Raw genomic sequence first — 12,823 nt, forward strand, 5'->3', positions numbered from 1 at the left:
CCCAGCGCGTGCAGGCTCTGAAACACCGTCTATCTCCTTAACATGGCGGGAAGCCATCGGCGACGCGCCAAACGTCTTAGTCGTGCGTGTGTTTCGGGGTCGAGGTGGGCGACGCCGACTTGGGGGTGGTTGAAGAAAGGCGCCGGAAGGTCGGCTGCTTTCAGCGCGCCGCGCGCGGCGTGACGAGCGGCGCGCTGGTCACCGTCAGCCACGGCGACGTCGACGAGCACGATATGGGCGCGCAGTAGATCCTCGGGGGTGTGCGATCCGCCGCGGTCACGCCAGGCCTGCAAGGCTTGGCGCGCGGCCGCGGGATTGGCCTGGGCGACCAGCACTTCGGCCAGCGACAGCTCGACCTGCTGCGAGGTGCACTGCAAATCGGGATGTTCAGAGAGCAGACGCCGGTACCACCGCTCGGCCGTCGGTGGGTCCGACTGCGCATAGGAGTCCGCGAGGTGTTCCAGCGCCCCGGCGCGGGAGTACCCGCCGACGTCGGCTTTATCGAATGGCTGATCAAGAACGCGCACCCACAATTCTCGCGCCGCCTCGATATGGCCGGCTCGTTGCAGGTGCACCCCCTGGACGCGAAGATATTCCGGCCGGTTGTGGGCGCGGGCACGTGCGAGCCGGCGCTCGAACTCGGCGCTGATCTCCGGCGTCCACGCGTCGTTGCGGTACCAGTCGGTGGCCACCTCGTCATCCAAGCACCGGATTGTGTCTTAGCGGCCTTTGACCGGTGTTTGCTCGGGTGCGGGGCCGCCCGGTGTGGCGGTGTCGGGTGCCGCCGCGGGTGGTGGGATGGGCCTGGGGTGGCGTCCGTTGGCGGGGGCGGGGGGTGGTTGGAATGTGGGTTTGGGCGGCGTAGCGCGTGGTGCCGCGAGGCGGGGCTGGCCGTGGTCGGGCTTGTTGCCGTGGTGGGGGCGGTGGAGTTTGTGTGCGACGTGGGCGGCGACGGCAACGCCGGCGACGACTTCGGGGGCGGCCACGGTGGCGGCGGCTTCGCCTGCGGTGGTCGCGGTTGCGGCGACCCGTGCCGCCGTGCCGCCGGCGCCGGCGGTGCGGGCAGCAGCAGCGGCGCTTGGGGCCGCGGATGTGGTGGTCGGCGAGGCGGCGGTGGGCGTGGGACCGCGTGGTGGGGTCGGCGGGTGGGGTTTGCGGCCGCGCCCGGGGGTGGGGGGCCGCCCGCCGGGGGGACGGCCGCCTGCGGGGGTGCCGGTGCGGGGTTTGTCGGAGTCGCCGTCGGAGGTGGTGCTGGTGTTCCAGGGTGCGCGGGCACCCAGGTCGCGGCCGCGGTCGTAGGTGTCGCGGCCGCGTTGGTAGCCGTCGCGGCCGTGGCGGGCCAGTTCGGTCACGGCGTGGGTGAGTTCGTGGCGGGTGTGGTCTCCGAGTTGGTGTTTGAGCCAGCGGAAGGCGCCGATGGCGGCGGCGGAGAACAGGGCGATCATGATGAGCCGGGCCAGGGGATGGGTCATGCCGACTTGGTCGGCGTAGCCGCCGCGGGCGGCCATTTTCAGGACGATCAGTGCCGCTACGGAGATGTAGAGGGTGTAGGCGAACAGCAGGGCGGCGTGTTTGAAGAACAGGGTGAGGCGGCGGGCGGCGCGGCGCCGAGGTGCGCCGTGGATCATGGCGGGCCCGGCCGCGATGACGGAGAGCAGCGCGTTGAGCAGGGCCGCGCAGCAGGCCATGACGTAGCTGTAGGTGACGTAGCAGATGAACAGGGTGAAGATGAAGCCCAGAAGGCCGTAGAACATGCCCAGTGCGAGGTTGGAGCCGTCGAGGTGTTGGGCGAAGCTCAGCGCCTGCGGTGCTCCGCATTGGGTCATGGCATGCGCTGGGCCGGCGAGGTCGCCGGGGTTGTGCGGGGCGAGCATCGCGGCGGTGTAGGCCTGGCCGCAGCCGCCGATGTTGTCGATGGGTTCGCCGAAGTTCATCAGCTGCAGCGGCATCCGCACGGTGGCATCGGCGATGAGCCCGGTGAGGTGGTGCAGTTGGGCTCCGCCGCCGCCGGGGGTGAGGGCGCCGTTGTTCAGGCCTGCTTGGGCGACGGTGAAGCCGAGGTTGCGTCCTTGGGCCAGCAGCCCGTTTTCGCGGTAGAGGTCGGAGAGTGGGTCGCCGGTAAGCATGATGCCCAGGACGCCGATGGCGAAGGTGGACAACATGATTCCGGCACCGTGGCCTTTGCGGCCGTGCCAGAGCAGGTGGTAGGCGCCGACCCCGAGGCCCAGGGTCAAACAGATGGGGAAGACCCACAGGTCGGCCAGGATGGTGCGTAGTGTTTCGAAGATCGGGCGCAGCCAGGTGGTCAGCCAGTAGAGCCAGGTGTTGGACATCGCGAAGCGCATCAGCCACAGCGCCAGGGTGATCATGAAGATGTAGGCGGCGGCCTGGGCGGAGAGCAGCTCGGCGACGGCTTCGTGGGTCAGGCCGGTGTTGAGCGCGTTGGCCAGCCAGCGCGCCCAGCTGGACGGGTCGGCGGACAGGCCGGGGCCGGCTTTGGTGATCGCTTCACTGGTGGAGACGACCGACAGGTAGTAGTTGCCGACGGGCACGCCGTAGCTGTCGGTGATGCCCGTCCAGTTCAGGGCTCCGCCGATGGTGGAGGCGGCGGCCGGCGGCGCGGCCGCCACCGACCAGCTGGCCAGCCAGTGCAGGGTGAACCACACGGTGGCCGCCCGGCGCAGCCGCGGCCGGGTGGCCAGCTGGTAGCCGAGGTATTCGGCGGCGCGCCCGGTCACGGTGGTGGGTGCTGCGGCGGTGGTGTTCATGCTGCGTGGCCGGGAGTGGTGTCGTAGGCGCGGTGCACGCCGGGGTCGGGTTCGCTGGCGACCCAGATGGGGGATTTGCGGCGGAATTCGTCGACGAAGAATCCGTAGCCTTGTCGCTGGCCGCGATGGGCGTCGCCGGCGGTGGTGTTCTCGTCGTGGTTGTCGAACGCGGTGGGATCGCGCATTTCGTGGGCGGAGGGTTGGGCGAGGAAGAATTCTTCGATGTCGCCGTAGTCGTCGGCGCGGATGCCGACTTTGCCGGCGACTTGTCGTGCGAGGTCGTCGTTTTCGAACGGCATGATCAGTTGTTGGGTGATGAACTCGTCGCCCATCAGGGCGAGGTCTTTGATGGGGTTCTGGGTGATGATCAGCAACCCGGTGTAGTGCTTGCGAGCGCGGCGGCTGATCAGGTGGGCGTCGTCGGCGCCGGCGCGGCTGTTGAGCAGGCCGGCGGCTTCTTCGAGGACGATGAGCCCGAAGCGCGCCGCGTCGGCGAAGAACGTGACCCGCGCCAGGCGCACCAGCATGCCGTAGATGGCGACCGAGGCGCGTTTGCGGTCCGACAGGTTGGCCGCCAGGTGGGGGGTACTCATTTCTTCGGCGGTGGGTAGGTCCAGGCTGCCGGTGAGCCAGACCGTGACATCGAGGGCGGCCAGGTCGGGCACGGGCAGGGTGTCATCGAAGATGGCGCGGGTGAAGTCGTAGGTGGCCCAGGATTGCAGGGCGGCCAGGATGGGGGCGAGGTCCTCCGCGAGCCGGATGACCTGCGGTGCGCGGTCGTCGGGCCCGGTGGCGGGTGCCTGGATGCGGCTGATGTATTTCATGAGAGCGGCGGTGCTGGTGATGTCGAGGGCCGCCGCGACGTCGGCTTGCAGGATGGCGCGCAGGCGTTGCACGGCGACGCTGCGGCGGTCCAGGCTCATCATCGGGAGCATGTAGTCCAGCCAGTAGGCGGCGGCGACGTCGGCGGGGAAGGTGCGCAGCGGATCGCAGCTGAACTGATCACCGGCCATGTCGATGACGGCTTTGTTGGGGACGTCGGCGAGGGCTTTTTCCCATTCGGTGCCGGGGTCGACGATGAATGCTTGTGCGCCACGCTGGATTTCGGCGCGGGTGATGCGTTTGGCGGCATAGGATTTGCCGTAGCCCAGGGCGCCGCTGCAGACCAGGCACGGGTTGCGGTTGCGGCGCGCGGTGCCGGGCAGGTCGAGCAGGACCGCGCTGCCCATCGCGTTGTGCCGGGTGAAGCCGAGCAGCATTCCGGCGCTGTTGCCGACCATCGAGGAGGTGATCGGCACGAAGCGTGACCATTTGCGGGTGGTGGTGGGTTCGCTGAACTGATCGGCGCCGGTTTTGTGGTGGGGTACACCGGGGTTGAAGGCGGCCCACAGCCGGGTTTGGGCGCCGCGGTAGTGGCGGATGGCGATTTGACCGGAGCCGGTGAGTTCTTCGCGCAACCGTTTGACGCTGTAGTCCAAGCTGGCTTGGTCGGGGGCGCCGACGGCGATCAAAAAGGCGGCTTGCAGGGGCCGTTCGTCGATGTTGGCGTCGAGTTGGCGGCGGTATTCGGCGAGTTGGTTTGCGGTGGTGAGCAGTTGGGCGTCGCCGTTGGCGATGTCGCGGCGCTGGGTGAACTGGTCGTCGAGGTTGCCTTTGGCGCGGTCGTTGCGCACCGATTCCATTTCGCGGCTGAGCGTGACGAGATTGACGGCGAAGTCGAAGACCGCACCGGTGTCCAGGTCGTCGAGGGCTTGCAGGAATTCCGAGCCGGGGAACACGATGCCCGCTTTGGGCATGTCCACGACCGGCAGGATGGCCTGGTAGCTGTCAGGGTAGAGGCCATCGGGGCTTGCCACGCGCAGGGTTTTCACCGTCGACGGGATGTGGCGAACACCAGCGGCCCAGGCGCCGGCGGCGGCCACGGCCGCCGTGGCGGTGATCGCGGCCAGCGCGGGCAGCCCGGCCACAGCACAGACCGCGGTGGTCACACCCAGGATCGCCGCGCCCAGGTGCAGCGGCAACGCGCGGCCGCGGTGGTGGTGCTGGTCGCCGGTGTCGAAGACCGCCTCGGGCAGTGTGGTGCCGTCGAGGCGACTGATCGCGGTGTGGTGGCGCGGCATGGGGTTGTCGAACACCCCCCGCCAGGCGTTGTGCCGCCAGAACCAGTTGGTCATGTCTTCGGTAGCCGTGACGGGGGTGAATTCTTCGGGCAGGGCGGTGATGACGTCCTCGGCCAAGCGCTGGTAGGCGGCCACGGAGTTGTCAGAGTCTTTGTCGCGTCCGATCGCCCAGTCGCGCAGTTTGGCGGCTTGCCCCATGGGGCTGTGCCCGGCGCGGCCGGCGTCGACGGGGATGGCCAGCCAGAAGATGCGGGTGCGGGGGTGTTGGTCGGCGAGCACGGGCGCCATCTGTTGGCAGGCGGTGATCCAGCGTGGTTTGTCGCGGTGCCCGGCGAGCATGGCGCGCAGCAGCTGGCGTTGACTTTGCGGCACTGAGAGGCCGTAGATCCATGTGCCGGCGGGGATTTCGCGGGCCAGGGTTTGGTGGCGGTCAGCGACGCCGGTGCGGCGTTTGGTCGATTGCAGGTAGTAGGGCAGGCCGGAGAGCAGGTAGTGGGCGTAGACGCCGTGGCGGGTGAAGCTGAGGTTGCCGATGACGGTGTGCGGGGGGGCCAGCAGCGGGTCGCCGGTGCTGGTGGCTTGGCGCGGGCACACGGTGCGCCACAGGCTGTGCAGGCGAAAACCCAGGCTGGGCCGCCCGCGCGGGAGCAGTGCGGCGCCCCCGGCGGCCGTGGCGGTGATCAGTGCCCCGCCGATCAGGGTGGCGCGGGCGTGCCCGGAGTCGAGCACGGCCACGGTGAGCGCCACGGTCAGCACGGCGCCACCGTAGAGGCTGATGGCCACCGGCAGCCGCAGCGGTTTGTTGAACAAGATGTTGGTGTAGACGGGGATGTCGTGCACACCTTTGAACAGCTGCGCTGATTCGGTCACGGGAAGACTCCTGCCGGGTGCGGTGTGCTGGGCGCGGCCCAGCGGTCCGCCGAACGCCGGGATACGTGTCGGGTGTTGGGTAGGGGGCCGCGGGTTTATTGGCCGAATTGGCCGGTGGTGATGCCGGTGCGGTCGGTGGTGCGTTTGGCTGAGGTGTAGATGGCGTAGCCCGAGCCCACGACGACGGCGACGACGACGGCGACCAGGGCCCAGGCGACGGTTTCACCGATGCGTCCGCCGAAGAAGGCGCCGGCGGCGCGGGTGCCCCCGGCGAGCAGGATCAAGATGACCAGGACGCCGACGCCGATGGTGTAGAGCGAGTGGCTGCCAGAGACCAGGTCGGTGGCCGCCAGCAGGGTCGGGGTGGTGGTAGCGAGAAACATTGGTCGATTTCCTTTCGTGGGTGGGGAATTGGATGTGTCGTGTTAGCGCGGCGCGGCGGCCGCGGTGGGGATGACGGGGGTCAGTTCTGCGTCGGCGGCGAGCAGCGGTGCGTAGTCCAGGCCGGTGACGCTCCAGCGGCCGGCGGTGACTTTCAGCGCGATCGGGTAGTCGAGTTGCACGGGGGCGAATTGGGCGGTGACGGCGCTGACGGTGGCCAGCACATGCAAGGTGGTGCCGTCGGCGGGCACGGAGTCCTCGGGTGCGGAGTGGTTGGCAACGAGTTTGGTGACTTGGGCCGAGCGGTAGTCCGCGGCGGCCAGAAGTCCGGAGTCGGGGGTGACGTAGCGTTCCAGCCCTGGCGCGGCGGTGAGGAAGCTGGTCAGAAAACCGCTGATGGTGACAAAGGCCGGGGAGGTCGCGGCCAGGGCGCTGGGGTAGCCCAGGGGTGCATCCGCGCCGACACCGGGGCCGTTGATGCGGGCGGGAAGGGCGCTGGCCCGCACACCGTAGCGGGTGTAAAGGATGGGCAGCCGGTAGTAGGTGGTGTGAGGGGTGGCGGCTTCGAAGGGCCGTTCGGCCACGGTGATGACCACGCTCCATTGCTGGGTGGTGTCGTTGTCGCTGACCAGGGTGACCGCCGAGACCGCGGGGGAGCTGACGAGGACGGCCGGGGTGGTGGGCAGGCGCAGCGGGTCGTGCAGGGACCAGCAGTCGTGCAGAGACTGCTGGCGGGCGGCGGTGGCGGTGAGCCAGCGGGTCACGCAGTCCTGGGCGTAGGAGCCGACCAGGGCGGTGCGGTTGACCGCGCTGCGGGCGGGCCCGTCGACGTCGATCGGGTTGTCGGTGATCCAGCCCCAGATGGTGGACAGGGCCACGACGCTGCAGGCGCTCAAGCCCACGGCAGCCACGCCACGGCGCAGGCCGGTGCCGCTGGCCTCGAGTCGGTGGCGCCAAGTATTGGTCAGCATGGCGGTGAGCCTTCCTATTGGGGCGGGTGGCCGAAGATCTTGATCGAGGAGATGGCAAACGAGTTGTCGGCGGGGTCGGTGCGGGCGGGCTCGCCGGTGAATCCGGGCAGCACGGCGGGACTGCCCGTCGGTGGCGGCTCGGTAGCGGCCGGGCCGAGGACATCGCCGAACAGTCCGCCGGAACCGGGTGCGGGGCTGGTGGTGGGGGCGGCGTCGGCGGGAGCGCGGCCGGTTTCCTGGATGAGCAGGATGACGCGGGAGGCCAGCACGCCGCGCTCGGGCAGGGCTTTGGTGGCTTCGCCATGCACGCTGCCGGTGTCGTGGGAGATCGCGGTGGGTGGGCTGTCGTTGAAGCTCCACTGCACGCGGGTGGCCACACGGTGTTGGTGCCACTGGTCAACCCCGGAACTGTCGGTGCCGACCCAGCCCGGCGTCAGCGAAACGGCGGTGATGAGCATGCTGCGCCCGAGGTTGAGCACGACGAATTCACCGGCGTTGCCGCCGGTCACGCACACCCAGGCCTGGGTGGGGTCAGGGCTGGCCGCGGCCTGGGCGGCCGTGGACCCGGGCAGACAACCCACCGAGGTCGCAGTAAAAGGGATCGTCGAGTCATGCTCGCCCGCCCCGGCGGTGGTGGTGGGGGCGGCAACGACACTGAGGTGGGTGGTGGGCCCGCCGGCCTGGCCGGTCTCGGCGACGTGCGGCTCGGTGCGCATGGCCATCAGCGCTCCGCTGGCGACCAGGGCCGCGACCGCGGTCGCCCCGACGAATCCGGCGGCGATCTTCTTGTTGTAACGCGCCGCAGCCGGGGCCGCGGTGTCTTTGGTGTCGCTCACCACGAGGTCGTCGCCGGTGGGCTGCGCCGCGCGCGCCTCGGGGCTGTCGAGCGCGTCGGGCGCCGCGTCTGCGTCGGCGTCCCTTTTGTTGGGGTCGCTGTCAGCGTCGATGTCGTTGTCGGGCTCGGGTGAATCCAGATCGACGGGGGCCAGATCGACTGTGCTGGAATCGTTTTCCTGCGGCAGATCATCGACGTGGTCGTGCCCCTTGTGGGTGGTTGCGCCGGTACCGGCGGGCGATGAACCGCTCGGCGTCGCACCCGACTCTGCAAAGCCGGTAGGAGTCTGGTCACCGGGGTCCTCGCCAGGTCCGGCGTCGTCGATGTCGGGCGGGTCGAGGACGCCGGGATCGTCAGGGTGCGCCAGGACACCGACTCCGGAGTCGTCAACCTCAAGATCACTGAGGAAGTCTTGAGACCGGCCCACGAAGTGGACATCGTCGTCGGTGGATGGCGCGGTCATCGCCGGTGCCCGATCGGCATCGTCTCGGCGCACGCCGAGGCGATCACTGTTGCAACAGCAAACTGTCGTGGGGCGATGCGCAGGACGCGAAGCCCCAGACGGCATCCGCACATCGTGGCGAAACCGACACCCCTTAGAACATTGCGCACCATCGGCCGTATCCCTTTCTTCTTGGCTCAGCCTAAGGGATGCACTAACTCATATTCGACAGTTGTAGCGAAATACTTTGTCGGGTTGTTACGGTCTTTTCTGTGAAAGCAATACCTGCCGACGGGATCGAGCGGTTGATGTTCTTTCTGGAGGACCGTCTGGCACAGCTGCGATGGACCCGCCAGGACCTGGCTGCCGCCGGCGGCCCAGCCCCCTCGACGCTGCGCAAAGCGCGGCTGCGCGAGGGCCTATTTGCGCCGCGCACGTTGGCGCAACTGGACTTCGCCCTGGGCTGGCAAGAAGGCTCCGCGGAAGCCATCATGGCCGGCGCTAGCCCCGCGGTGCGGGTATCGGACCTGGTCAACTCGTGTTCTGCTGGCATGGAGGCGGCGTTGGCCGACAGCGAACGCTACCTGGTGGGGCGGTATGCGATGGAGTTGAAAAAGTTTCTCGACGATGTCGCGTTAAGGCTGAGCGCCTTTTACACTGAACCTGTACCCACCGCGGAGGGCGGCCACGATGACCGTTCCCGCTGACAGGTTCGACGAGATCCGCCGCAAGTGGATCGCCCGTAACCAACGGACATTTATATTCCAGAAAAGGCGCGCCGAATTGTTGGCGCGTCAAATTAGGGACCGCGATACAAAACGTACCGGCGCCCGTGTCGATACTGCCGATGATGACGTTATTCATCCGTGGTATGTGCGGCCGGTAAAAACACCGTACGCAATGCTGGATTGGGCTATTTTGATGACCGGTGCGGTATTGGCCCCGATCGGATGGCCGGTCGGTAAAGCCGTATCCAAAGCCATCGTGCAGCTAATCCCCGATGAGCTGCGGTCCTACCCGGTGGCGGCGTTGCTGTGGTCGGCGGCGCTTATCGGTGCCCCGATGCCCCTGATCTATGAGCCGGGGGAGTCGTTGTCCTCGGCGGTGCTGGCGCCGTGGCTGGCCGCCCAGATCCCGGCCGTACTGCTCATTGCCGGCCTCTACGGCATCGCCGAAGGCTGGCTGGCTGTCGACGGGGCCCGGGACTGGTGGCCGATGAGCCCGGCCGAGGAAGCCGAAGAGATCGATTTTGGGTTCACCGGACCCGACGACATAACTGGGCCCGGGATCTTCCCGACCGACCCCGACGACCCGCCCGGTGACCCCAGCCCACCACGGCGCAGGCAGTGATGGCGCGCTCACCCTCGCCGTATTGCGGGTTTCACCGCCACTCCGACAGCAACAAACTGTCCCTGGCCGCCGGCGCGGCACACCATCTGGTGTCCGCGCCCACCGAGTCCGGAAAGACCCGTGCCGTGCTGGCCCCCGCCGCCGTCCTGTGGGGCGGTCCGGCGGTCTGCGTGTCCTCCAAAGACGACCTGATGTGGTTGGTGTGCCAACGCCGTTGGGGGCCAAAACAAGTCATCGATCTACGCCCGGACTACTCCCCGTCCTACCCCCCGGATGTGCAGGTGCGCTCGTTTGATCCGACCGCGCTGATCACCACACCCGATGAGGCGGTGACAGTTGGCAACACGATGATGCAGATGGCCGCGGTCGGTACCGGCTCGGGCATCGATCAGGTCTCCGATGGCGGGATCTGGGAAAACAACACCGAAGCCCCCCTGGCAGCGATGCTCTACGCGGCCTCACCGTGCGGCAACGGCAAGGGCATCAGCTGGGTGCTGCTGGCCACCGACAACATGGAAAAAGACGACAAGAACCCCAATGAGCCGGGCTGGCACGCCGCCGCCCGCCAGGTCGAGGACCTCCCGCTGCTGCGCAACGGGTTGAAGCGCACGCTGGATATGGATGTGCGCATGCGCGATAGCATCGCGCTGACCATGCGCAAAGCGGTCACTCCGTGGATGCGCCTGGCACTGCGCGGCAACACCGGGTCTTGCTTCGATGACACCTTCCTCGACCAACCGGATGCCACGCTGTTCATCCTCGCCCCGGCCGAAGGCGCGATCGCCGGCGCCGCCGTCACCTTGCTCGAGCATCTGGTGCGCCGCTGGCGCGGCAAAACCGCGCGCAAAGAGATGCTGCACCGGCTATTGATCACCGTCGACGAGGCCGCCAACGTCGCCCCCATGCCCGCGCTGCGCCGACACGTCTCCGAAGGCCGCGGCCTCGGGGTGAACCTGCTGCTCTCGGTGCAGGCCTCGTGTCAGTTCGACACCGTCTACGGCAGTGCCTACGCCCGCGAGCTGCGCGCCACCTTCCCCGCGGCACTGATCATGTACGGGGCCGATGAGATGGAGATGCTGCAACGCGCCGAACAGTGGTCACGCGAAACCACCCGGCGCCAAGAATCCTTCGATCAGGCCAGCGGCGCCAAAACCCTGTCCTCGCACCTGGGCCCGAGTCTGGACTACCGCAGGTTGCTCCCGCAAAACCTCGGCCACGCACGGTTGCTGCACCGCGGCACCGCCGGCATCGCCACCGAACTACCGGACTGGCCCGAATTCGTGCGCCGCTACGACCACGCCGTGGGCACCTTGCTCAAAAGCATTGCCCCAGCGGATAAACCACAAACACCGTGGGAATGGGCGGTAGCGCGGCATCGGCGCGCCAAAGCGGCGGGGCAGCGGTGAACGCGACCCAGCTGCGCGCGGCACTGATCGAGGTCCTGGCCGCCACGCACGAGCCCATGACGACCAGCGCGGCGCGTATCGCGTTGAGCCGAAGGGCCGGCGACCGCGTGCGGCCGGTGGTGGCCGAAGAGGTCTACCGGGCGCTACTGATCCTGCAACGCCACGGCGCGGTACGCCGCGTCCACGACCAGCCAGGCCGGCTGGCTCACTGGGAGCTGACACAGAGTGCGCGGCCTCCTGCACAGCACGGACAACGGCAATGAGCACCCGCGTCGGCGCCGATGCACGCGATCCGGCCACATCCACTGCTGTTGCGGGAGAGGCCATGTGGATCGTCGCCGTCGACGCCCTGGTGGTCGTGGTGTTGACGCTGGTTTTCAGCTGCATCGGCGCTGGTGAGAACGAACTGACGACATGGCCGATGCCCTCGGGACAGATCTGCGGGACCGGCGGTGCGCGTAGCTGTGTTGTCGCGGCAGGGATTTCGATCAACACGGAGGGATGTCGTGAACGATAGAACAGAGACAACCGCTGACGCCGGCGCCGGTTTGGGCGCGCTCGTCGAGGCAGAGACCATCAAGCCGCAGCGGTATATCGCGACCGTCGAAGCCGAAGCGCTTCAATTGACCTCGGCGTCCGCAGCGACCATCGTGGAATGGCTGGGACTTGCTGACCGGTGCTGTTTTCCGGCCGGGGTCAACCCGGCTACTGGCGCCGACGAACCGGGCTATCTGCTGATTCCGACGCCGATCGGTGACGTACGGGCCGATCTGGGCGACTATGTCGTACTGCTTTCGGGCGGGGCGGCCTGGCCCTGCAAGCCCGAGGTGTTCACTGCGGCCTACCGGCGGCAGCCATGACCTGCCCGCACACCGGCACACCTGCGCAGGCCACGGAGCATCTGCCGCTGCTGTTGATCGGACTGCGGTGGCTGCTGGACACTGAACAACCAGCCGGAGCGCTGATCTGTCCGCACGGGCAGACGTTGAGCTCTGTGGGTAACCGCAGACTGAGGTTCGCCCCGGAGGGGTTCGATAACCGCCCGGCGGTGGTCGTCGAGGTCGGCGACGTTGACCGGCACTCCACCCGTAATCCGCGTAACACGTTGGGCGATAGTGAGATTGACGATTTGGCGTTTGTCCTCAGCGATTGCGGCGAACATGTCGGCGCAGCGTGGCGCAACGACGATCACAGCAGTGCCGCGTTCGCGCTGGCCGCTAGCGCGCCGTCGTCGTTGCTGGCAGCGGCGGCGCGGTATCGGCAGGGCTGTCCAACCCATGGCGGCGGTGCGCCGTGGTGCTGTAGCTGGTACCGGGACGGATGGCAGCGCGCCATCAGCATCCACGATGTGCACCGCGCGGCGGTGCAGGGCTCGCCGTCCGAAGTGGCCCGCGGTGAGTCAGACCTCACCGCTGCGGTGAGGATTGCGCGCGAGCCCGTGCACCCGCCACGACCGCGCGGGTCAAGGCGCAGCGCCGGAAGCCGCGCGGGAGGGCGCCCGATGGTGTTTTCGGATCGATGTGTACTGCGAGGCAGAGGATTACGATGAACGACGCACGCAGGTTCCCCTGGCTGAGTGGGTTGATCGCGGCCGCGGTGATAGCTCTGTGGTTGCTCTACGTTGTCCTGCATGGCGTGGTGACGATGAGCGTGGGTGTTGCGGCCGTCGACGGATGAGTC

14 protein-coding genes are annotated in these 12,823 nt (G+C 68.1%); 8 read left to right on the forward strand and 6 right to left on the reverse strand.

The features are described 5' to 3' along the window. Nucleotides 1-29: 29 nt before the first annotated feature. The 6 genes from AC5Y4D_RS05620 to AC5Y4D_RS05645 all read right to left on the reverse strand — a co-directional run bounded on the left by AC5Y4D_RS05620 (nucleotide 30) and on the right by AC5Y4D_RS05645 (nucleotide 8,408). Nucleotides 30-704 (reverse strand): tetratricopeptide repeat protein, encoded by a 675-nt coding sequence (locus AC5Y4D_RS05620; protein WP_500036625.1) that lies wholly within the window; start codon nucleotides 702-704, stop codon nucleotides 30-32. A gap of 15 nt (nucleotides 705-719) precedes the next feature. After that, complete coding sequence (locus AC5Y4D_RS05625; RefSeq protein WP_500036626.1) at nucleotides 720-2,768, reverse strand: hypothetical protein; 2,049 nt, start codon at nucleotides 2,766-2,768, stop codon at nucleotides 720-722. Next, nucleotides 2,765-5,758, reverse strand: a complete 2,994-nt coding sequence (locus tag AC5Y4D_RS05630) for an ATP-binding protein (RefSeq protein ID WP_500036627.1) — start codon at nucleotides 5,756-5,758, stop codon at nucleotides 2,765-2,767. Before AC5Y4D_RS05630 ends, AC5Y4D_RS05625 begins: the two co-directional genes overlap by 4 nt. A 95-nt stretch (nucleotides 5,759-5,853) precedes the next feature. Then, nucleotides 5,854-6,141, reverse strand: a complete 288-nt coding sequence (locus tag AC5Y4D_RS05635) for a hypothetical protein (RefSeq protein ID WP_054585968.1) — start codon at nucleotides 6,139-6,141, stop codon at nucleotides 5,854-5,856. Between the two features lie 42 nt (nucleotides 6,142-6,183). After that, on the reverse strand, nucleotides 6,184-7,110 hold the full coding sequence (locus AC5Y4D_RS05640; protein WP_500036628.1) for a conjugal transfer protein: 927 nt from the start codon (nucleotides 7,108-7,110) through the stop codon (nucleotides 6,184-6,186). Nucleotides 7,111-7,124: 14 nt separating this feature from the next. After that, nucleotides 7,125-8,408: a hypothetical protein gene (locus AC5Y4D_RS05645; RefSeq protein ID WP_500036629.1), complete on the reverse strand. Its 1,284-nt coding sequence runs from the start codon at nucleotides 8,406-8,408 to the stop codon at nucleotides 7,125-7,127. Nucleotides 8,409-8,659: 251 nt separating this feature from the next. On the opposite strand from AC5Y4D_RS05645, the gene AC5Y4D_RS05650 reads away from it, so the two are divergent. The 8 genes from AC5Y4D_RS05650 (at nucleotide 8,660) to AC5Y4D_RS05685 (ending at nucleotide 12,820) form a co-directional block, all read left to right on the forward strand. Then, complete coding sequence (locus AC5Y4D_RS05650) at nucleotides 8,660-9,094, forward strand: hypothetical protein (protein ID WP_463828163.1); 435 nt, start codon at nucleotides 8,660-8,662, stop codon at nucleotides 9,092-9,094. 214 nt (nucleotides 9,095-9,308) lie between these two features. Beyond that, entirely contained in the window at nucleotides 9,309-9,737 is a 429-nt protein-coding gene (locus AC5Y4D_RS05655) for a hypothetical protein (protein ID WP_500036630.1), read from the forward strand. After that, nucleotides 9,737-11,143, forward strand: a complete 1,407-nt coding sequence (locus AC5Y4D_RS05660) for a type IV secretory system conjugative DNA transfer family protein (RefSeq protein WP_500036631.1) — start codon at nucleotides 9,737-9,739, stop codon at nucleotides 11,141-11,143. Before AC5Y4D_RS05655 ends, AC5Y4D_RS05660 begins: the two co-directional genes overlap by 1 nt. Further along, the gene (locus AC5Y4D_RS05665) at nucleotides 11,140-11,406 is read left to right on the forward strand and encodes a hypothetical protein (RefSeq protein WP_500036632.1); all 267 of its coding nucleotides are present in this window, start codon (nucleotides 11,140-11,142) and stop codon (nucleotides 11,404-11,406) included. Before AC5Y4D_RS05660 ends, AC5Y4D_RS05665 begins: the two co-directional genes overlap by 4 nt. After that, a complete protein-coding gene (locus AC5Y4D_RS05670) occupies nucleotides 11,403-11,660 on the forward strand; it encodes a hypothetical protein (protein ID WP_500036633.1) in 258 nt (85 codons plus the stop codon). The genes AC5Y4D_RS05665 and AC5Y4D_RS05670 overlap by 4 nt, the downstream gene beginning before the upstream one ends. Further along, the gene (locus AC5Y4D_RS05675; protein ID WP_500036634.1) at nucleotides 11,650-12,003 is read left to right on the forward strand and encodes a hypothetical protein; all 354 of its coding nucleotides are present in this window, start codon (nucleotides 11,650-11,652) and stop codon (nucleotides 12,001-12,003) included. The genes AC5Y4D_RS05670 and AC5Y4D_RS05675 overlap by 11 nt, the downstream gene beginning before the upstream one ends. Beyond that, nucleotides 12,000-12,692: a hypothetical protein gene (locus tag AC5Y4D_RS05680; protein ID WP_500036635.1), complete on the forward strand. Its 693-nt coding sequence runs from the start codon at nucleotides 12,000-12,002 to the stop codon at nucleotides 12,690-12,692. The genes AC5Y4D_RS05675 and AC5Y4D_RS05680 overlap by 4 nt, the downstream gene beginning before the upstream one ends. Further along, the gene (locus tag AC5Y4D_RS05685; RefSeq protein WP_500036636.1) at nucleotides 12,689-12,820 is read left to right on the forward strand and encodes a hypothetical protein; all 132 of its coding nucleotides are present in this window, start codon (nucleotides 12,689-12,691) and stop codon (nucleotides 12,818-12,820) included. The genes AC5Y4D_RS05680 and AC5Y4D_RS05685 overlap by 4 nt, the downstream gene beginning before the upstream one ends. The last annotated feature ends 3 nt before the right edge of the window (nucleotides 12,821-12,823 follow it).

Source organism: Mycobacterium sp. NGS67, from assembly GCF_059812185.1.